The organism is Flavobacterium nitratireducens (genome assembly GCF_029625335.1).
In the GTDB taxonomy this organism is placed as follows: domain Bacteria; phylum Bacteroidota; class Bacteroidia; order Flavobacteriales; family Flavobacteriaceae; genus Flavobacterium; species Flavobacterium nitratireducens.
The window spans coordinates 2,489,339-2,509,448 of record NZ_CP121111.1; the positions used below are offsets into that span (position 1 = coordinate 2,489,339).

General features: G+C 31.5%; 17 protein-coding genes and 3 pseudogenes. 13 read left to right on the forward strand and 7 right to left on the reverse strand.

All coding sequences use genetic code 11. The features are described from left to right. Window positions 1-52: 52 nt before the first annotated feature. Window positions 53-2,704, reverse strand: coding sequence for a PAS domain S-box protein (locus P5P90_RS11655; RefSeq protein ID WP_278034849.1), 2,652 nt, complete (start codon window positions 2,702-2,704; stop codon window positions 53-55). A 140-nt stretch (window positions 2,705-2,844) separates the two neighbouring features. Further along, window positions 2,845-3,204, reverse strand: a complete 360-nt coding sequence (locus P5P90_RS11660) for a hypothetical protein (RefSeq protein ID WP_278034850.1) — start codon at window positions 3,202-3,204, stop codon at window positions 2,845-2,847. A gap of 448 nt (window positions 3,205-3,652) precedes the next feature. Between P5P90_RS11660 and P5P90_RS11665 the strand changes: the two genes are divergently transcribed. The 7 genes from P5P90_RS11665 (at window position 3,653) to P5P90_RS11695 (ending at window position 9,981) form a co-directional block, all read left to right on the forward strand. After that, window positions 3,653-4,978, forward strand: a complete 1,326-nt coding sequence (locus P5P90_RS11665; protein WP_278034851.1) for a trigger factor — start codon at window positions 3,653-3,655, stop codon at window positions 4,976-4,978. Window positions 4,979-5,179: 201 nt separating this feature from the next. Beyond that, a complete protein-coding gene (gene clpP / locus P5P90_RS11670) occupies window positions 5,180-5,857 on the forward strand; it encodes an ATP-dependent Clp endopeptidase proteolytic subunit ClpP (RefSeq protein ID WP_278034852.1) in 678 nt (225 codons plus the stop codon). Between the two features lie 75 nt (window positions 5,858-5,932). Next, on the forward strand, window positions 5,933-7,165 hold the full coding sequence (clpX, locus tag P5P90_RS11675; RefSeq protein ID WP_278034853.1) for an ATP-dependent Clp protease ATP-binding subunit ClpX: 1,233 nt from the start codon (window positions 5,933-5,935) through the stop codon (window positions 7,163-7,165). A 152-nt stretch (window positions 7,166-7,317) separates the two neighbouring features. Further along, window positions 7,318-8,556 (forward strand): phosphoserine phosphatase SerB, encoded by a 1,239-nt coding sequence (gene serB, locus P5P90_RS11680; protein ID WP_278034854.1) that lies wholly within the window; start codon window positions 7,318-7,320, stop codon window positions 8,554-8,556. Window positions 8,557-8,668: 112 nt separating this feature from the next. Next, entirely contained in the window at window positions 8,669-9,082 is a 414-nt protein-coding gene (locus P5P90_RS11685) for an SRPBCC domain-containing protein (protein ID WP_278034855.1), read from the forward strand. 10 nt (window positions 9,083-9,092) lie between these two features. Beyond that, window positions 9,093-9,500 (forward strand): VOC family protein, encoded by a 408-nt coding sequence (locus tag P5P90_RS11690; RefSeq protein ID WP_278034856.1) that lies wholly within the window; start codon window positions 9,093-9,095, stop codon window positions 9,498-9,500. A 46-nt stretch (window positions 9,501-9,546) separates the two neighbouring features. Next, on the forward strand, window positions 9,547-9,981 hold the full coding sequence (locus tag P5P90_RS11695; RefSeq protein ID WP_278034857.1) for a VOC family protein: 435 nt from the start codon (window positions 9,547-9,549) through the stop codon (window positions 9,979-9,981). Window positions 9,982-10,229: 248 nt separating this feature from the next. Here P5P90_RS11695 and P5P90_RS11700 read toward each other — a convergent pair. Then, window positions 10,230-11,764, reverse strand: a pseudogene (locus P5P90_RS11700) (GH3 auxin-responsive promoter family protein). 97 nt (window positions 11,765-11,861) lie between these two features. Between P5P90_RS11700 and P5P90_RS11705 the strand changes: the two are divergent. The 3 genes and pseudogenes from P5P90_RS11705 to P5P90_RS11715 all read left to right on the forward strand — a co-directional run bounded on the left by P5P90_RS11705 (window position 11,862) and on the right by P5P90_RS11715 (window position 13,352). Beyond that, window positions 11,862-12,657, forward strand: a pseudogene (locus P5P90_RS11705) (DUF2797 domain-containing protein). A gap of 130 nt (window positions 12,658-12,787) precedes the next feature. Further along, the gene (locus P5P90_RS11710) at window positions 12,788-13,048 is read left to right on the forward strand and encodes a nucleotidyltransferase family protein (protein WP_278034858.1); all 261 of its coding nucleotides are present in this window, start codon (window positions 12,788-12,790) and stop codon (window positions 13,046-13,048) included. Continuing rightward, window positions 13,029-13,352 carry a HepT-like ribonuclease domain-containing protein gene (locus tag P5P90_RS11715; protein WP_278034859.1) on the forward strand — a complete coding sequence of 108 codons (324 nt, stop codon included), beginning with the start codon at window positions 13,029-13,031 and terminating at the stop codon, window positions 13,350-13,352. Before P5P90_RS11710 ends, P5P90_RS11715 begins: the two co-directional genes overlap by 20 nt. Window positions 13,353-13,570: 218 nt before the next feature. Here P5P90_RS11715 and P5P90_RS11720 read toward each other — a convergent pair. From P5P90_RS11720 to P5P90_RS11730, 3 genes and pseudogenes are all read right to left on the reverse strand, one after another. Continuing rightward, a pseudogene (locus P5P90_RS11720) lies at window positions 13,571-14,512 on the reverse strand (IS256 family transposase, variant Zn-binding type); the annotation flags it as partial. Window positions 14,513-14,773: 261 nt separating this feature from the next. Further along, entirely contained in the window at window positions 14,774-15,850 is a 1,077-nt protein-coding gene (locus tag P5P90_RS11725; RefSeq protein ID WP_278034861.1) for an ATP-binding response regulator, read from the reverse strand. Further along, window positions 15,837-17,834: a sensor histidine kinase gene (locus P5P90_RS11730; protein WP_278034862.1), complete on the reverse strand. Its 1,998-nt coding sequence runs from the start codon at window positions 17,832-17,834 to the stop codon at window positions 15,837-15,839. Before P5P90_RS11730 ends, P5P90_RS11725 begins: the two co-directional genes overlap by 14 nt. Window positions 17,835-17,981: 147 nt before the next feature. Between P5P90_RS11730 and P5P90_RS11735 the strand changes: the two genes are divergently transcribed. The 3 genes from P5P90_RS11735 (at window position 17,982) to P5P90_RS11745 (ending at window position 19,738) form a co-directional block, all read left to right on the forward strand. Further along, complete coding sequence (locus P5P90_RS11735; RefSeq protein ID WP_278034863.1) at window positions 17,982-18,143, forward strand: response regulator; 162 nt, start codon at window positions 17,982-17,984, stop codon at window positions 18,141-18,143. Window positions 18,144-18,166: 23 nt separating this feature from the next. Continuing rightward, on the forward strand, window positions 18,167-18,739 hold the full coding sequence (locus P5P90_RS11740) for a response regulator transcription factor (protein WP_278034864.1): 573 nt from the start codon (window positions 18,167-18,169) through the stop codon (window positions 18,737-18,739). A 573-nt stretch (window positions 18,740-19,312) separates the two neighbouring features. Next, complete coding sequence (locus P5P90_RS11745) at window positions 19,313-19,738, forward strand: hypothetical protein (RefSeq protein ID WP_278034865.1); 426 nt, start codon at window positions 19,313-19,315, stop codon at window positions 19,736-19,738. An 11-nt stretch (window positions 19,739-19,749) separates the two neighbouring features. Here the strand turns inward: P5P90_RS11745 and P5P90_RS11750 are convergent, their stop codons facing one another. Beyond that, on the reverse strand, window positions 19,750-20,109 hold the full coding sequence (locus tag P5P90_RS11750) for a response regulator transcription factor (RefSeq protein WP_278034866.1): 360 nt from the start codon (window positions 20,107-20,109) through the stop codon (window positions 19,750-19,752). Between the last annotated feature and the right edge of the window lies 1 nt (window position 20,110).

The following is a 20,110-nucleotide window of genomic DNA, read 5'->3' on the forward strand; positions in this document are numbered from 1 at the left end:
TTTTTTAGTAATAAACTAATGTGTAGGATCGTCTTCTATAATGCACAAAAGATCAATTTTTTTCATTTTCTAGATATATCTTAAATGTTGTACCAATATTAACTTCGCTTTCTACTTCAATTTTACCATTCATGGATTCAATTTGGTTTTTGGTAATAAATAAACCTATTCCTCCAGAGTCGCTATGGTTGTGAAAGGTTTTATACATTCCAAAAAGCTTATCTCCATGTTTTCGTAAATCAATACCTAAGCCATTATCCGTAAATTTTAGGATGACATGGTTGTTGGTTTTTTCGGTTTCAATTTTCAAATAACTTTCTCTTTCTTTTGAACTGTATTTGATAGCATTAGTAATAAAATTCATAACGATACTATTAAAATAAGCAGGGATACCTTTTACAGGAGTGTTATTTTCAACTTCGTTTATTATTGTGATTTTTTCTTTTTTGTCTTGAGCTACTAAACTACTAATATTATTTTCAATAACTGTTTTTAAATCAATAAGTTCTAGTTTTTCTTTTGTAGATAAATTAATTTGAACTACATCCATTATATGTTTGATAGTTTCAGAAAGATTAACCGATGATTTTTTTAGATAATCAAAAAATTCGCTTTGGCTAAATTCAGTAAAATTACTTTCTATTAATTCAATTAGGGTGCTAATTCCACCAGAATGAGAATGTAAGTTATGCGAAACGATATAAGCAAAGTTATTTAATCTTTCATTTTGTGATTCAGCAATTGCAAGTAAAGCTAGTGTTTCTTTTTCTACTTGCTTCATTTGGGTAATATCGGTTGCAATTCCTAAAAAACCTGTAATAGTGTCTTTTTGTTTAATTGCTGTAACCGAAAGTAGAACAGGAAATGCAGTCCCATCTTTTCTTATGTAAGTCCATTCACGTGTTTCGGCTTTTCCTTTTTTTGCTCGATGAACGAAAACATCAAATCCAGTAATTTTTTCACCAGTTTCTTCCCAGTGTTTTTGGGCTGCATTTTCCACTTCATCTGCAACATGAATAAGTTGAGATGTTTCTTTATGGATTAATTCATCGGCTTTATAGCCTAACATTTGTTCTGCTCCTTCGTTGAAAGTCGTTATGATACCGTTGATGTCAGTACCTATAATTGCTACTTGAGTGCTAGCATCCATTAAAGCTTGGTTGTAAGCTATGGTTTTTGCTAGCTGAATTTCGAATGTTTTTTGAGCGGTTATATCTACTATTTGAGAAATGAAATATAAAATATTACCATAAGAATCTTTTACCATTAAAACTCCAAGGATAATATATACGATATCTCCTTTTTTGTTGAAATATCGTTTTTCCATAGTATAGCTATCACGTTTCCCTATAATTAATTCTTCTAGTAAACTTAAATCAGTTTCTAGATCCTCGGGATGTGTGATGTTTTGAAAAGTAAGGTCTTTTAGTTCCTCTTCTGTATAACCTAAAATTGCACAAAGTTTTCGATTTACTTTAAGCCATTTTCCTTTTTCATCTAGTAAGGCCATCCCAATAGCAGCTTGCTCAAAGTTGCCTCTAAAGGCTTCTTCGTTGATGCGTAGCTTTTCTTCTTTTATTTTTCTCTCGGTAATGTCTTTATGAGTTCCGTACATCATGAGAGGTTTTCCATCTTCAGTCCAACTGAAATCTTTTCCTCTATCATGGACCCAAACCCAACTACCGTCTTTATGTTTCATGCGGGCTTCTAGTTCATAAAATTCGGCTTTTCCTTCAAAACATAAATTTAATCTTCGTCCTGATTCTTCTAAATCCTCAGGATGTGCCAATTTTATCCATGTGTCGATATTGATAGGTGCTAATTCTTCCAGTGTGTAACCCACAATTTCAGCCCATCGTTCATTAAATACAGTTTCGCCAGTTTGAACATTCCATTCCCATGTCCCTACATTAGTTCCTTCTAAAACGGCTTTGTAACGGAAACGATCGTCTACAATTTCTTGAATAGGACGGCCTTCAGGAACAATAAATTTTACTTTATTGTATTCATCAAAAACAGGTCGCATACTGAAAAGAATTGTCATTGGGATATGATTTGCAATCCAAATGCTTACTTCATATGATATTTCTTCTCCTTGTAGCGCTTTTTTGAAATTTTCTTTTAATTCGTTTTGAGTTTCTTTAGAGATTTGCCACCAATAACAATCCCAAAATAGCTTTCCAATCACATCCTTTGATTGTATTCCGGCCGTTTTAATTGCGGTGTCATTAGCCTCAATTAAAACTCCATTTTTGTCTAAAAGTCCAATAAATGAAAAAGTAGAGTTAAAGATACCTTGGTATTTTTGTTTCGATTCTTTTTTCTTGGTGATATCTTGGAAAGTACCAAAAACTTTTATTGTTTTTCCGTTTTCTACTAATGCTTTACCTGAAGAGCGAACCCACTTCAGATTATTGTTTGCTGTGATAAAACGACATTGAACGTCAAAATCTTCTTGGGTGTTAATCGTTTTCTCTAATGCATTTATGATAATTTGTCTGTCTTCAGGATGATAAAACTCAATTGCCGTTGTTTTGTCAAATGTGAAATCGTTTGGTACTTCATGAATGTGGTAAACTTCATCGGTCCAAAAAATATCTCCGCTAATTACATCCAGTTTCCAAGCGCCAATATTGTTTATTCTCTGGCTTTCATTGAATAAAAGGTTTATTTTATTCAATTCCTCATTTTGTTCTTTTGACAATAGGGATTTTTTTCTAAGCTCAAGAAGTTTAATTACTTGATTCGCTAGTAATTTTAGGTAATCTATTTTTTTGTCAGAGATTTTTTTAGGTTTATCGTCTATTACACACAGCGTTCCTAAGGGATAACCATTATCATTAACTAGAGGAATTCCAGCATAGAATATATTACCCTAGGATGCCCGGTTACCAATGGATTGTCATAAAAACGCTCATCCTTTGTACTGTCTTCAATTATAAAAACGTCCTCTGGTTCATTGATAGCATGTGCACAAAAAGCTAATACTTTAGGTGTTTCCCTTTCTTTTATACCATGATGTGATAAAAACCATTGCTTGTCCTCAGTCACCAGACTTATTAATGAAATTTTGGTACCACAAATTTCGGCAGCCATTTTTGTTAAAAAGTCGTAATTGTCATGTTCTAATGCCCCAATTATTTTATAAGAATGTAGCTCATTAAGTCTTTCCTTTTCATTTTTCGGGATGTATGGTATTTTCATCTTGGTTAATTGTTTTTGGGACAAAGGGTTGCATTGATTGGTATTTCAACGCCTTTTCAGGACTAAAATTATAAATATTGCTGTGTAAATGCAAGAAATATTTTCAAAATAAGTGTACAAATGTTAAAACGGTTTCAAGTGTTTAAAAAGGTATGATTGTTGATTAAAGGCGCTGTTTTGTTTTTTTTTTTTTCTGATTAGAAATGAGTTGGTATTTCCATACTATTTGTTACGGATTGTTTTGGTTTTTTGAAATTTGAAAATATTTTGATTACCGTTGAAATAAAAATTAGTTTTTGAATTGATTTCGAAACAAAACCAGATATTCTAATTTTGAAGCTTAAAGTCCTTGAAATTCAATCCCGAAGCTTAGGGAAAAAAGCTTGGATGACGACTAAAAAATTTATAATTTTGCCGTCCAATTTTATTACGTAAATTAAAGAAGAAGATGGATATTAAAAGAGTAGCGATAGATGCTGTAAACGAAACCATTGTAATGACTGTGGTTCACATGGATTACAAAGGGCAAGTAGCTAAAAGAATCAACGAAAAAATGCCATTGGCACAAGTTAAAGGTTTTAGAAAAGGACAAGTACCTAAAGACTTAGTTGAAAAACAATACGGTAAAGCAATCAAGAAAGAAGAAGTTAAAAAGGTAGTTGATTTAGCTCTTGAGCGTTACATTCAATCAGAAAGATTGAATCTTTTAGGAACTCCACTTCTTAAAGCAAATGAAAATTTAGATTGGGATGCTGAAGAATTAGTATTCGAATATGAAATTGGTTTAGTGCCAAACTTCGAATTAGATTTAGATGCTAAAAATGATATCGTAAAATATGTGGTTACTGCTGACGATAAATTAATCGATGGACAAGTAGAGCGTATTCAAAAACAATTTGGTAACGCAATTCCACAAGACGCTGTAGTTGAAGGTGCTGATTTAAAAGGAATTTTTTCTAACGAAGCAGAAGGAATTGGTAATACAACTACTATTTCATTATCAGTTTTCAAAGACAAAGCTACTGCTGATAAATTCATCGGTAAAAAAGTTGGTGATGTGGTAACTGTAAATACTCAAGGTTTATTTGAAGATGATCACCAATTAATGGATTATTTAAAAGTAAGTCATGATGTGGTTCATACTTTAGCTGTTGATGTTGACTTTACAATTGAAGCTATCACTGTTTCTGAACCAGCTGAATTAAATCAAGAGTTGTTCGATAAATTATTCGGAGAAGGAAAAGTAGCTTCTCTTGAAGAATTGAAAGCGAAAATCAAAGAAGATGCTGAGTCTCAATTTGCGCAACAAGCGGACCAAAAATTATTAGGAGATGTAACAGAGTTTTTAATCGAAAACACAAAATTCGATTTGCCTGCTGAATTCTTGAAAAAATGGTTGCAAACTGTAGGAGAGAAAAAAATGACTGCTGAAGAAGCTGAAGTAGAATATGCTCGTTCTGAAAAAGGATTGCGTTTCCAATTAATCGAAGGAAAAGCTTTAGCTCAAAACGATATCAAAATTACTTTTGAAGATTTAAAAGCATTTACAGCTAAAAATATCAGAATCCAAATGGCTCAATTTGGTCAAACAAATCCAACTGATGAAGAAGTAGATGGAATTGTAGCTAGAGTTTTGTCAAACCAAGATGAGGTGAAAAGACTTTCTGATCAAGTAGTTGCAGAAAAATTATTGGAATTGTTCAAAGAGAAAGCAAATCCAACAACTAAAGAAGTGACTTACGAAGAATTTATTGCTGCTTCTTACGGAGAATAAATAATTTCTGGAATGGCTGTAGGCATTAGCCAATAGTTAAAAAAATAGTTATATTTGAGCGTCAGAAGTTACTTTTGACGCTCTTTTGTTTTAAGAAGTTTAAGAGCGAAAACAAGACAGAATGGCATTGTTTACAAAGAGGTATAACCTTTGTTAAATACAATAAAACTGGGTATAACATTAAACTTAGAAAAAATTAATATGAACTACGGTAAGGAATTTAAAAAGTTTGCTACAAAGCACCAAGGAGTAAATGCTATGTATTACGATAAAATCGTAAATGCAATGACACCAACAAACATGACTCCTTATATTATTGAAGAACGCCAATTAAATATTTCGCAATTAGACGTTTTCTCTCGTTTGATGATGGATAGAATTATCTTTTTAGGAACAGGGATTGACGACCAAATTGCAAATATTGTTCAAGCACAATTATTATTCTTAGAAAGTGCGGATGCTTCTAAGGATATCCAAATTTATTTAAATTCTCCTGGTGGAAGTGTCTATGCTGGTTTAGGGATTTATGACACGATGCAATACATTAGACCTGATGTAGCAACTATTTGTACAGGAATGGCAGCTTCTATGGGAGCGGTATTGTTATGTGCTGGAGCAGCAGGTAAACGTTCGGCTTTGCCGCATTCAAGAGTAATGATTCACCAGCCTTCAGGAGGTGCTCAAGGAGTTGCTTCGGATATGGAAATCAACTTACGTGAAATGTTGAAATTGAAAGATGAGTTGTATCGTATTATCTCTCATCATTCAGGACAAACATTTGATAAAGTATATGCAGATAGCGAGCGTGATTACTGGATGATTGCTGAAGAAGCAAAACAGTACGGAATGATTGATGAAGTTTTAATTAGAGAAAAATAAAAAAGTTAGAGGTTAGAAGTTAGAGGTACGAATAGAAACTTCTGACTTCTAACTTCTGACTTCTAACTTAAAAAGATGGCAAAAGTAGTATTAGAGTGTTCGTTTTGTGGAAGAAAAAAACCAGAAACCAATTTATTGATTGCTGGTATTAATGCGCACATTTGCGATAGATGTATCGAACAGGCTCACGGAATTGTTCTAGAAGAATTGAAATCAAGCGGAAGTTCAAAATTAGTTGGTGATTTGATTTTGCAAAAGCCAAAAGAAATTAGAGCTTTCTTAGATCAATATGTGATAGGACAAGATCAAACCAAGAAAGTAATGTCGGTGGCGGTGTACAATCACTATAAGCGTTTAATGCAACAACAATTAGACGATGAGGTTGAGATTGAAAAAAGTAACATCATCATGGTGGGACAAACAGGAACAGGAAAAACATTGGTAGCTAAAACCATTGCAAAAATGTTAGATGTTCCTTTGGCTATTGTTGATGCTACAGTGCTTACCGAAGCAGGTTATGTAGGTGAAGATGTGGAAACTATTTTGACACGTCTTTTACAAGCAGCTGATTATGATGTAGCAAAAGCCGAACGTGGAATCGTTTTTATTGATGAAATTGATAAAATTGCTCGTAAGAGTGATAATCCATCCATTACGCGTGATGTATCGGGTGAAGGAGTGCAACAGGCCTTGTTAAAATTATTAGAAGGAACTGTGGTGAATGTTCCGCCTAAAGGAGGTCGTAAACACCCTGATCAAAAATTTGTAGAAGTAAATACGCAAAACATTCTGTTTATTGCAGGAGGTGCTTTTGATGGTATCGAAAGAATTATTTCTAAGCGTTTAAATCGTCAGGCGGTAGGATATTCCACTTCAAAAAATGAAGATAATATCGACAAAGAAAATTTATTGCAATACATCATACCAAAAGACATCAAAGATTTTGGGTTGATTCCTGAAATCATAGGTCGTTTGCCGGTGTTAACGCACATGGACCCATTAGATAGAGCCACTTTGCGTTCTATTTTAACACAACCTAAAAATGCCTTAATCAAGCAATATGAAAAGTTGTTTTTAATGGATGAAGTTGAGTTTTCGATTACAGATGAAGCCTTGGATTTTATTGTAGATAAAGCTTTAGAGTACAAATTAGGGGCTCGTGGATTGCGTTCGCTTTGTGAAGCTATTTTAACCGATGCGATGTACGAATTACCAAGTTCGGATGATAAAGTTTTGGAAATCGACGTAGATTACGCCAAAGAAACCTTGAACAAAAATTTATTGAAGCGTCTAGAAATTGCTTCTTAGAAAAATAATATTCATTTCATTTTTAAAACCTGTTCTTTAGTTTGAACAGGTTTTTTTATATGGACAAATTATTAACGTAAAAAACACAAAATCTCCTTTTTTTAAGCAATATATTGTCGATTTTTGTCGCTTCTAAATCAATATAGATAAAAATGGCAGTTGAAGATAAAGAGATAATTTTATTAAAAGTTTCAGGTCAAGATAAACCAGGTGTAACTGCTGGTTTAACATCAGTATTGGCAACCTATAATGCCATTGTTTTAGATATTGGTCAAGCCGATATTCACGATACACTGTCTTTAGGGATATTATTCGAAATCGAAGCCGGTTCTTCTTCGGCTCCGGTTTTAAAAGACTTGTTGTTTAAAGCCTACGAATTAGGGATTAAAGTGAAATTTATTCCAATCACTATTGATGATTATGAAAAATGGGTAAAAGCACAATCTAAACAACGCTATATCATTAATATTTTAGGTGAGACATTGGCTGCGGCACAACTGGCTGCCGTGACTAAGATAATGTCGGATCATAATTTAAATATTGATTCCATAAAAAGATTAACAGGAAGAACTTCTATTGTAGAAACAGAAGTATATCCCCGTTCCTGTGTGCAATTGTCGGTTTCCGGAGAGCTTGAAGACAAAAGTGTATTAACTGCCAGTTTTATGGAAATTTCCAGAACCTTAGATGTTGATATTTCTTTCCAGGAAGATACTATTTACAGAAGAAACCGCCGTTTGGTGTGTTTTGATATGGATTCTACATTGATTCAAACGGAAGTTATTGATGAATTGGCCGAACTGGCTGGTGTGGGTGAACAAGTGAAGGCGATTACCGAATCGGCGATGAATGGTGAGATTGATTTTAGCGAAAGCTTTAAAAAACGTATGGCTTTGCTGGAAGGTTTAAGCGAAGATGTATTACATAATGTAGCTATCAATTTGCCAATAACAAAAGGCGCACACCGATTGATGAAAGCTTTGAAATACTACGGTTATAAAACTGCGATTTTGTCGGGAGGATTTACCTATTTTGGAAATTATTTACAAAAAGAATTAGGAATTGATTATGTATACGCTAATCAATTGGAAATTAAAGATGGAAAATTAACCGGAAACTATTTAGGCGAAATTGTTGATGGTCAAAAGAAAGCGGAATATTTAAGAGCCATTGCCGAAAAAGAAGGAATTCATATCAATCAAACTATTGCGGTGGGTGATGGTGCTAACGATTTGCCAATGATTAACCTCGCAGGATTAGGAATTGCATTTCATGCCAAACCTAAGGTGAAAGAAAGTGCAGCGACTTCAATTTCGAGTTTAGGTCTTGATGGTGTTTTGTATTTGTTAGGGTATCACGACCGCCATATTGATATGATGGACAATATCTAAATAGTTATTTTAAAGTAAGTTATAAACCTTAGTTCTTCTTTTTGAACTAAGGTTTTTTTATTTTGTTTCGTTTAAAATTGTATTTTTATAAAGCGAATCTTAATAAAAGGTAATGATGATTATAGTTCAAACAAAAATTCAGGCTCCTATAGCTATAATATGGGATTTGTGGACAAAGCCAGAGCACATTATTCAATGGAATGCGGCTTCGGAAGATTGGCATACACCCTATGCAGAAAATGATTTGAAGGTTGGCGGAAAATTTAAATCAACGATGGCTTCAAAAGACGGGACAATGAGTTTTGATTTTGTGGGAACATATGAAGTTATTTTGGATAAAAAATTGATTGCGTATACCATAGAAGATGGTAGAAGTGTGATGGTAGTTTTTGATGAATTGGAAGATGGTTTTGAAGTTAGAGAGTATTTTGAACCAGAATCTGTGCATCCAGAGGAATTACAATATCAAGGCTGGCTGTCTATTTTGGAGAACTTTAAGCGATATGTTGAAAATAATCGGAGCTAAATGAGTAACCATGATAAAACAGATATGGCTTAATCTTCCAGTAAAAGATATACAAAAAGCGAAGCAATTTTATTCTCAAATTGGTTTTGCATTTGATGAAGAACACGATACTGAATTTTCAACCTGTATGTTAGCAGGTACGAATAATTTTGAAATCATGCTTTTTGAAGAATCTATGTTTACAGATTTTATAAAAAATCCAATTATTGATGCTAGTAAGGGTTCGGAAGTATTATTGTCTGTCGATGTGGAAAGTTGGGAAGAAGTAGATGCTATGGCATATAAAGTGGAAGAGGCAGGTGGTGTGATTTTTTCGGAACCAACGTTAAGTCAGGCTTGGATGTATGGTTTTGGTTTTGTTGATATCGATGGTCACCGTTGGAGTGTTTTGCATATGGACTATAGCAAATTGTCTTAATTCGATTATTTCCGAAATAATATTTAATTAAAAAAAATAAAAAGTTATGGCAACAATCAATCCTTACTTGGTTTTTAATGGTAATTGTGAAGAAGCATTTTTGTTCTATAAATCCGTTTTTGGTGGAGAATTTCCTTATATCGGAAAATTTAGTGATATGCCATCGGATACTAATTCTCCAAAATTATCTGAAGAAGATGCCAATAGAATCATGCATGTTTGTTTGCCTATTGGCGAAACAATATTAATGGGAAGTGATAGTAATTCGGCAAGTGGCGATGTGGTTTTTGGAGGGAATATGTCTATTTCAATTAATGTAGAAAGTAAAGCAGAAGCCGATCGAATCTTTAATGGATTGTCAGCAGAAGGCAATGCTTTTATGCCGATGGCGGATACTTTTTGGGGTGCTTATTTTGGAATGTTTACCGATAAATTTGGTGTTAACTGGATGGTTAATTTTGATGAAAACGAAAAACAATAATCTATTGATGTTAAAAATAAAAACCTGCTCTATAACTAAGGTTTTATGGCTGTCCGCTATGCGGACTAAATAAAAAATAGACCACAGACCTGCCTGCCGACAGGCAGGTGACACTGATTTAACAGATAAAAACGGATTTTTGTCGCTCTTTGTGAATCACAATCTGCGATAATCTGTTAAAATCCGTTTCATCTGTGTGCCATTCTTAATGGTTGGTTATAAGAAACGGATAGTCATAAAGGTTTTTTTTATGATGCTAGGCAATTATTTTTTTCTTGCATACTTTTCAACTGTTCCAAATAATCTCTTTCATTAGACAATCTCGGGATTTTGTGTTGACCACCAAGTTTGTTATTGTCTTTGAGCCAATCGTAAAATAAATTTTCTCGGGCCACATTGATCACCAAAGGATTTAGCGTCATGTTGTTGTAACGTTTGGCTTCGTAATCGGAATTTAAGGTTTGCAAGGTTTCGTCTAAGGCTTTTTGGAAAACAGCCATGTCGACAGGTTTTTTCTTAAATTCAATCATCCATTCGTGTGCGCCTTTTTCTTTATCTTTCATGAAAATTGGTGCCACCGTATAATCAACTATTTCGGCATGAGTTAGACCACAAGCTTTGGCTAAAGCTTGATCCGTGTTTTCAACCATTAATTCTTCACCAAATACATTAATATGATGTTTAGTTCTTCCGGTAACCCTGATTCTAAAGGGTTTTAATGAGGTAAAACGAACGGTATCTCCCACTAAATAACGAAACAAACCAGAATTTGTAGTGATAACTACTGCATAGTTTTTGTTTAATTCGACATCAGCCAGACGGATTACTTTTTGATTCATAGTGCCAAAAGTATCCATTGGAATAAATTCATAAAAAATGCCATAATCTAGCATTAGCAATAAATCACTCGAATTGTTGATGTCCTGTATGGCAAAAAAGCCTTCGGAAGCATTGTATATTTCGTAATATTTAAATTCTTTTTTAGGAAGTAAACGTTGGTATTGTTCACGGTAAGGATTGAAACTTACCCCTCCATGAAAATAGACTTCTAGATTTGGCCAAATTTCTAATAAATTTCCTCGGCCCGTTTCTTCGAGCATTTTGTTCATTAAAACCAACATCCAAGAAGGAACTCCGGCAAAACTGGTTACATTTTCTCTTTTGGTTTCGTTAATTATTGCTTTCATTTTGGTTTCCCATTCGCTCATTAACGAGGTTTTGTTGCTGGGTGTACTACTAAATTCAGCCCAAATAGGCATGTTTTCAATTAAAATAGCCGATAAGTCGCCAAAGTAGCTATTGTTGTCTTCATAAATTTGGGAACTTCCGCCTAAGCGTAAACTTTTGCCTGTAAAGAGTTCGGAATTTTCATTGTTGCTCAAGTACAAACACAATAAATCTTTGCTGCCTTTGTAATGACAGTCTTCTAAAGCTTCGTTGCTTACAGGTATAAATTTGCTTTTGGCATTAGTGGTTCCGCTTGATTTTGCAAACCATTTGATAGGCGATTCCCAAAAACATTTTGTTCTCCCTGACGGGTTCTTTCAATTAAAGGCTGTAATTGTTCGTAGGTAGAAATCGGGATTCTTTCTGCAAAAGTAGCATAGGAATGAATCGAAGCATAATCGTATTTTTTGCCCAATACCGTATTTTTTGCTGCAGCAATTAAATTCATAAGTAATTCTTCCTGAACCTCATTTGGGTATTTCAGGAAAAGTTCAATCTGATGGATTCGTTGTTTTAAAACCCAGGAAGCAAATGAATTGATGAGCTGTGTTGGCATTTTTAAAAAATAGGGTTATGAAATTTACCTTAGGAATAATAACTTTACCAAAAATAGCAAAATTTACGAAATAGCAAAACTTAAAAATTCAATCTTAATGCAATACGAAGGCGTACTTACTAAAATGGAAACCGAATATGGTAAACCTATTCAATACTACTTGGTTTTTGAAACTAGTTTTTTAAATGTTAATCAGTTGATTGGTAAAGATATTGCCATTGAATTTGTAGGTTTTCAATGTTTGAATTGCAATAAGAAAAAGAAAATTTACCGTCAGGGATTTTGTTACGATTGCTTTTATTCGAGTGCAGCTGTGGGCGACTGGATTATGAAACCCGAACTGAGTACGGCGCATCTAGGAATTGCGGATAGAGATTTGGCTTATGAAGAAAAGGTGCAATTGCAACCGCATATTGTTTATTTGGCTTTGTCCAGTGAGATAAAAGTAGGTGTGACACGCAAAACTCAAGTGCCAACCCGATGGATTGATCAGGGAGCAAACGAAGCTATTGCCATCGTCGAAGTTCCTAATCGTTACTTAGCCGGAATTACCGAGGTGGCTTTGAAAGACCATTATGCTGACAAAACCAATTGGCGAAAAAATGCTTACTAATGATATTGAAGCGGTCGATTTGGTTGCCGAACGATTGATATTGCAGGATTTAATTCCAGCCGAAGTTCAGGAATATTTTTATTCGAATAAAAATGATTTGTACCAAATGGATTATCCTGTTTTGCAATATCCTTCAAAAGTGAAGAGTTTGAGCTTAGATAAAACTCCAAATTACGAAGGGAAATTAATCGGGATAAAAGGACAATATTTGTTATTTGAAGACGGAACTGTTTTTAATGTTCGGGGTTCGGAAGGTTATGTGGTGCGTATTGAGGTTTAAAAAATATTTTTATTGAGTTTTAGTTTACGGTTAATTTGTTGATTCCTTGATTTTCAAAAAGCTAAACTTTTGTATATTAGATAAAAGTTTTAAAATGACGACCAAAGAAAATATATTAAACAAGCTAAAATTGAATAAACTACAATTTTCGAAATTAGGGATTCGAAATATTGGTTTGTTTGGATCGTATATTCGTAATGAGCAATCCAGCGAAAGTGATATTGATTTGCTGATAGATTTTGAGCCTGAAAAAGAAAATTTTGATAATTATATGGCAGCTTACGATTTGTTTGAAAAAATCTTCAAAAACGAAAAAATTGAATTGGTTACTAAAAATGGTTTGAGCCCTTATATTGGATCTAAAATCCTAAATGAAGTTCAGTATGTCTAAATTTCCAGAAGAATATCTTAGACATATTCTAGATGAATGTTCATATATTCTTTCTGTTAGCGATAATTTATTGTTTGAAGATTTCGTAGAAGATGAAACTTTGAAAAAAGCTGTAGTAAGGAGTTTGGAAATTATAGGAGAAGCTACAAAGAAAATTCCAGCCGAATATAAAGAAAAATGGATTTCTATTCAATGGAAAAATATGGCAGGAATGCGAGATAGATTAATCCATGATTATATGGGAGTGAATTATGTGATTGTTTGGGATGTTATGAAAAATAAAATTCTCAATATGCAAAGATAAATTTCTGAATTTTAAGGTAATGTGGTCAAAAATGGTTGGTGATTTTTCATTTTGGATTAGTTAAATTAGGCTGTCAAATTGAAGAGGAAGTTGGCTCTGCTGAGGAGCAACCAACCAGCAATAAATTTGATGATTATACGATAATTAAAAGGATAGTTTTTAGCTATCCTTTTTTTGTTTAATTATCGGCAATCTGATATGGCTTAGAAAAACCTATTTCAGATTTGGTTTTTATAATATAAATACCATTTCAAGAAGTTCTTCCTATTGGCTAAACTTAATCCTCTATGGATATTCAAGTTGCCTTTTAAGTGTCCAAAAAAGGATTCTAGAGAGTTTGTTGAGTTGGGTATTTTGTCATCCTTCAAGTACAGGAACATATTAGGTATAGCTTTTTTGATTACATTAAATGATCTTCTAACCATTTTATGAGTATACCAATATCTTCCTGTTTCAATATTAGATGATTTTTGGTTAATAAAATCTCTATATCGTTCTTCCCATTGAATGAGTTCTATTAGCCATAATTGTCGTTTGTATTCAGAATCAATATGATGGATTTTTATTGCTATTTGTTTGAGTTCAAAACCTGATTTATGTTTAGGGTTCTGTGTAAGCCATATTCTACACATTCTTGAAACATGGACTAAACATCGTTGAAAAGGTACTCTTGGACAAACTTTTTTAATGGCCTTTATAGATGATTTATCTCCATCAGATGTAATGCTTTTTATTTTGATTCCTAGACTTAATAAATTTTGCAAGTCTTCTGCTATTTCTTCAAAATGCTCTCCATTAGTCATTCTATAAAGCTGTGTCGACTTTAAATGAAAGTTTCTATAAACCACCAGACAAATATCGTTAGGAAAATAAGTTCCATCAATTACCAGGTAAATTTCATCTGTTGAACTAAATTCTAAAATTGGAGCTTTGGATAGCATTTTAGAAAAATAACGTTGTAATGTACTTTTGCTATACCCTGATTCGACCGATATTTTATCAAATGTATCTTTCCCTATTACCCAGTTTCTAAACCAAATTTCTTTATTAGAATCCGAAACTGATTTATTATTTGATGTAAATAATTGTCCGCAATCTTTGCACTTAAATCGTTGTTTATTTTCTCTTTTTCCCCATTTAATAGTTTGAAGACTTTTACATGTGGGACAGCGCTTTTTTTTGAGTTATTCATAAATAAAAAAAGTTTATTGAAACGAATTTCAATAAACTTTCGGAAACATCATATTTCACAATGCTTTGCAGCGTTTTTACCAACCATTTTTGACTATTAAACCATTTTTAATAAAAGAACCCGTTGGGTGTAATTAAATTGTTTGCAACTATTGAAGAATTTAACAATCAAATTAATTACAAAAATGTAGCTTAACTTAATGTGCAGTTTTTATTTGCATATCCAATCTTTATTTACTAATAGGTAATAACAATGTAATTTTAGTTCCTTCTCCTTCCTTTGAAACAATACTAAAAAGCCCTTTTGATTTTAAAACAACTATTCGACTTAAGTACAAACCTAAACCTAAACCCTGCTGCTCCATTTGTTCTCTATTAAATTGTTTATTTGGCTCAATTGATTTTAATTCTTCCGGTTTAAAACCAAGTCCATAATCTGTAATATTTAATTCGTAATATTTATCATTGTAAATACTACCGGCAACACTCACCTGTTTGCCGGTATTTGAAAATTTCAATGCATTATCTATTAATTCATAAAGTACAAATTCCAAAAACTCCGAATTCATTTTTATCTCCACATTAACCAGGTCTGCCCTAAGTCTTTTTTTAGAATTCTCATAATAAGGCGAAAGAGCTTTTCTTACTTTAGCAAAACAATCTAATAAATTACTTTGTTCATCCTCATTAAATTCAATAGTATTGTTTTTTATGTTTTGAAATAATATCACATTTCGCATGGTTCTATTTAAGCGTTCTCCAGAAATTTTAATTGCTTCATAAAAGGTCGCTTTATCATCCTTATCAAAACTTTCTTCATTTTCAATCAAAAGTTCAATAGAACCTAAAATCCCATTTAAAGGAGTATTAATTTCATGTAAAAAAACATTTTTAGATCCCGTATATACATTATTATAGGATTTTTTTATCTTCTTAAATCGTTTAATTTTAGCATTTACCATTTTTGTCAATTCATCAAATTTAAATGGCTTTGAAATAAACTCATCTACTCCATCATAAATACATTTTTCTCTAATATTATCTTCCTTTTTTGCAGTCAGAAAAATAAATGGTATTGCATTAAGAGTAGTGTTTTGCATTAAAATTTCATGAAATTGATGACCATCCATTACCGGCATCATGATATCACAAAGAATTAAATCCGGAATCCAGTAATCTAATATATCCAAAGCTTCTTGTCCGTTTTCTGCTGATACAACATCATAGTCTTCATATTTCAAATATTCACAAATAGTTTCTCTTAAATTTATTTCATCTTCAACCAACAGTATTTTATTTTTGTTCATAAGGGAAAGTTATAGTTATTTTAGTTCCTGAATTTTGTTTTGTTTTTAGCTTAATTTTTCCTTTTAGCATTCGGGTAAATTGTTTAACAATTGTTAATCCTAATCCTGAACCAACAATTGTGGTTGTATTAGAAGCCCTAAAAAAAGACTTAAATAGATTTTTGATATCCTGATCAGGAATACCAATCCCGTAATCTATTACCTCTATTTGAATATTTTCTTTTAAATAACCAATCTTAAGGACAGGATTTGGTTTTCCTTTGGAATATTTAAAAGCATTATTCAATAAATTTGTAAAGATATGTATTAAAAGTGAAGTATCAGACTGTACTGGTTTTGAAGAACCAATAGTAACAACCTTTACCTCCCTTCCATCAGCTTCATGATTAAAATAGGTAACAATCAAATTTGCTATAAACTCATCAAAATCGATAGCTTCGATTTTAAGTCTGAAATTTTCTTTGGCACTATATTTTCCAAAAACCAGAATATTATCTATCAATTCAGACATTCGTTCAATTTCAAATTTTATTCTGTTCGATATTGTGTTGAAATTTTTAGCTATTTTGTTTTCGATACTCTTAGATTTTATTCCTATTAATTCAGCGTTAGAATAAATTACCGTTAAAGGTGTTTTAAATTGATGTGAAGCCATGGCTATGAAATTAGCTTTCAAATCATACAATTCTTTTTCCCGCTTTATCGCTTTTTCATTTTGTTTTTCTAAATTTTTCCTAAGAGTTATATCTCTTGCCGTACTTTGTATACTAATCAGAGTATTATTTACCTCTATTTTTTTGGATACTACTTCCATCCAAATATAATTTCCATCCTTTTTCTTTACCCGGACATTAAAAATATTTCTAATTGAATCTCTGTCATTAATGAAATTAGACCGCTCTGTTAATACATTTTCAAAATCATCCGGATGAAATAATTCATAATCTAAATTCAATTCCATTAATTCCTGAGGTGTATAACCTAAAATTTCTTTTGAAGATTCTGATATGTAAGTATAATTTCCTTTAATATCTCTTTGAGTAATTAAATCAGATGAATTCTCTAAAATGAATCTCAATTTCTTTTCAGATTCTTCCAGTGCTATTTTATTAGTTTCAATCTCATTAATATCAACAATTGTCCCTATAATTTTTAAAGGTTTGCCTTTTTTATTTCGCTTGATGGTACCTGAATATTGTAACCAAATGAATTTTCCTTTTTTATTCTTAATTCTGTATTTACCAAAACATTCATCAAGCTTGCCTAAAATATATTCCTGAAGCTGTTTTTCAACTCTAACTAAATCATCAGAATGGACTCTGCTTCTCCAAAATTCATAGTTTTGCTCCACTTCAAAAATAGAAAAACCTAAAATTCTAGCCCAGTTATTAGACATTTTGGCCTCATTAGTATTAATATCTAATTCCCATATTCCTTCAAAAGATCCCTGGTCATAGTAATTAAAAATATCAAAACTTGGCCCAATATTCTTCTTATATCTAATCTCATTAATTTTGATAGAAATATTTTTAGTAAAGAGTTTAATTAATTCTATTATTTCCGAATCCCATTGTGCAGCATAACAATGTTCAAAACTTAAAAAACCCCAAAAAATATCATTTTCAAATATGGGTATAAACAAATAAGTTTCTACTTTACGTTCAAACATTATCTGCTTAAAAAACGGTTCTTTTATCTCATTTGTAAAACCAACAAGATGAAACCCTTTACGCAATGGTGTGATTATTTCCGGAATAGATTTACACAAATAATCAAAAAGTGGAGCATCATTCTTTTTTAACTCAGGATTAATCCACGAATAGGATTCTCTTACAGATTCGTTTTCGATTGTGTAAATATAACTTCTGCAAGCTTTTAGACTTTCTCCCAAAACAGCCAAACAGGAATTCAGAGCAGAATCTAATTCTTCTTCTTCAATAAGAATATGATTAGCCGCCGAAACATTCAGGGAGATATTCTTCATAGTTTAAGAATGCTTTTTTGTGTTTTTAAAGTAGCAAAAAAAATGTGGGCAAATTAAAATGATATAACTTTTAACAGAACCATAAATATTTATAGTTTAAATTAGTAGATTTATAATTTAAAAAAAGTATTTATTAGATTTGCTCCCATGAAAAACCCCAATAAATTAAATGTAGTATTAATTGAAGATGATTTATTAATAGGAGATTCTATTGTAGAATTACTCACACTTAATAATTACAATGTATGCTGGCTAAAAGATGGACAGGAAGCGATTAATTATCTTAAAAAAATACTCCTGACATCATAATTAGTGATTTAATGATGCCTTTAATGGATGGTGAAGAATTGTTTTTGGAAATTCAAAAGAATAAAAAATTTAACTCTATTCCGTTTATTATGATTACTGCAAATATTGATGCCGAAACTAAATACAGGCAATTAGAAAATGGTGTTCATGATTTTATTATTAAGCCTTTTAAAGTAAAAGAGCTACTTCTGAAAATTAAAAATTTATTGGCTCTTAAAAATAGCATTGAGAAAAAATTTATACCTGATCCTTTCTCAAAAGTTACCATTAAATTATCAAACAAAGATTTTTTAGTTTCTGTTAATGAAATTTTACTGAAAAACATGAAATCAAAAGTCAATGTTGTAGAATTAGCTGCTGAATTGCACATAAGTAAATCAACTTTAGATAAAAAAATAAGAAAAAGAACCAATAAAAACATCACTCAATATATTAGAGAGTTTAAATTAGATTACACCATAAAGCTTATTACTGCAGGAGAAAAAAATATTCAGTTTCTAGTTGAGGAATCCGGATTTAATTCTTTTTCGTATTTCTCCACCAGTTTTAAAAAATATAAAGGAATTAGTCCCAGGGAATATATTAACAACCTTTAAAAGCAAGTTGTTTTTTATTTAAATATTTTTCTTATCCGCATTTTATTTTAATTTATAGCTTAAAATTAAAATTATAAGTTACTTATTTTTTAATTTTCTTATTTCAATATACCCATAAATTGCAAATTTATTACACAAACACCTTGCTTCTATTATCTAAAATAATGAATTAATAAACAGCATGAAAATTAATAATTTGAATTTTAAAATTAGACCCACTGAAGAACATTGGGAAAAAGTAGATACAAGACTTCGGTCTAATCCTGAATTTTTGATAGTAATATTTGTTATTATCTTAGCAAATTTATTTTTATTTTTTTCTTTACTTTACTTACTGTTTAATATTCTGTAAAAACAATTAATGTTTCCAGTTTAAATTATGTATATACTTTTTAAACTTATAGCTCAATAAAAGCAAAACGAAACAAATCTATTCTAATTTTACAGCTGTAGGTTTTCTTACCAAACAGCATGTATTGAATTTGGGGGCAATTTCACTTAATGATTACAATTTTGTTAAAAAATCATGCTGTTTTGGTAAGTATTTTAAATGAATAAATCATGTTATAAATTATGAATGATATAATTTCCAACAAGACAAATGATACCTATCTAAAAACTCCTCTTTTCAGCATTATGAATTCGAAAGTATCTTTTTATTTTAAAAGAGAAGAATTGCATTTTGATTTCAATCTTATTTCTAATGTTCAAATTATAGAAAACAGAGTGTTTTTTATCAATTACATTTTTGCTTTTACAGGCTTTACATTTTTTTATTTTGTAAAAAATAAATTCAACATCTACCTGTCTCCTATTTATTTTTCAGTTGTGTTTTTAGGGATAATATACTTCTCTTTTTTATACAAACAATTTTCATACAAATTGCTCATAAACAATGAAAATTTAGTTTTTCATGAGTTAAAAGTTTCTTCACAAAATATCAATCATGCTCAATATTTTATGACATTGTATAAAAAACGACAAAGACTGAGTATTTAATAAAAAAACATTTATTGAATATAAAAATCCACTATACTTTTTAATTCACTAAATACAAAAGGTTTACTAATATAACCTTTAGCACCTAAATTCACCCCTTTTTCCTTATCCTCTTTCTCCACTTTTGCAGAAAGTAACAGAACAGGAATTTTAGAAAATTCAGATTCCATATGAGCCTTCATAAATCCGTAACCATCTAAAACCGGCATCATAATATCACATATTGTAAGATTAGGTTTTATTTCCTGTACTTTTTTCAATCCTTCTTCACCATTTTGTGCTTCAAATACATTAAATCCAATAACTATCAACAATTCAGCTACTGTTTCTCTTAGAGTGATTTCATCGTCTATAATTAAAATTTTTTTCATT

Bases quoted from the DNA above. Each gene is read 5' to 3' on its own strand.
- P5P90_RS11660 (WP_278034850.1), bottom strand. From the start codon at position 3,204: ATGAAAATACCATACATCCCGAAAAATGAAAAGGAAAGACTTAATGAG.
- P5P90_RS11665 (WP_278034851.1), top strand. From the start codon at position 3,653: ATGGATATTAAAAGAGTAGCGATAGATGCTGTAAACGAAACCATTGTA.
- clpP (WP_278034852.1), top strand. From the start codon at position 5,180: ATGAACTACGGTAAGGAATTTAAAAAGTTTGCTACAAAGCACCAAGGA.
- clpX (WP_278034853.1), top strand. From the start codon at position 5,933: ATGGCAAAAGTAGTATTAGAGTGTTCGTTTTGTGGAAGAAAAAAACCA.
- serB (WP_278034854.1), top strand. From the start codon at position 7,318: ATGGCAGTTGAAGATAAAGAGATAATTTTATTAAAAGTTTCAGGTCAA.
- P5P90_RS11685 (WP_278034855.1), top strand. From the start codon at position 8,669: ATGATGATTATAGTTCAAACAAAAATTCAGGCTCCTATAGCTATAATA.
- P5P90_RS11690 (WP_278034856.1), top strand. From the start codon at position 9,093: ATGATAAAACAGATATGGCTTAATCTTCCAGTAAAAGATATACAAAAA.
- P5P90_RS11695 (WP_278034857.1), top strand. From the start codon at position 9,547: ATGGCAACAATCAATCCTTACTTGGTTTTTAATGGTAATTGTGAAGAA.
- P5P90_RS11715 (WP_278034859.1), top strand. From the start codon at position 13,029: ATGAAGTTCAGTATGTCTAAATTTCCAGAAGAATATCTTAGACATATT.
- P5P90_RS11725 (WP_278034861.1), bottom strand. From the start codon at position 15,850: ATGAACAAAAATAAAATACTGTTGGTTGAAGATGAAATAAATTTAAGA.
- P5P90_RS11730 (WP_278034862.1), bottom strand. From the start codon at position 17,834: ATGAAGAATATCTCCCTGAATGTTTCGGCGGCTAATCATATTCTTATT.
- P5P90_RS11735 (WP_278034863.1), top strand. From the start codon at position 17,982: ATGAAAAACCCCAATAAATTAAATGTAGTATTAATTGAAGATGATTTA.
- P5P90_RS11740 (WP_278034864.1), top strand. From the start codon at position 18,167: ATGGATGGTGAAGAATTGTTTTTGGAAATTCAAAAGAATAAAAAATTT.
- P5P90_RS11745 (WP_278034865.1), top strand. From the start codon at position 19,313: ATGAATGATATAATTTCCAACAAGACAAATGATACCTATCTAAAAACT.
- P5P90_RS11750 (WP_278034866.1), bottom strand. From the start codon at position 20,109: ATGAAAAAAATTTTAATTATAGACGATGAAATCACTCTAAGAGAAACA.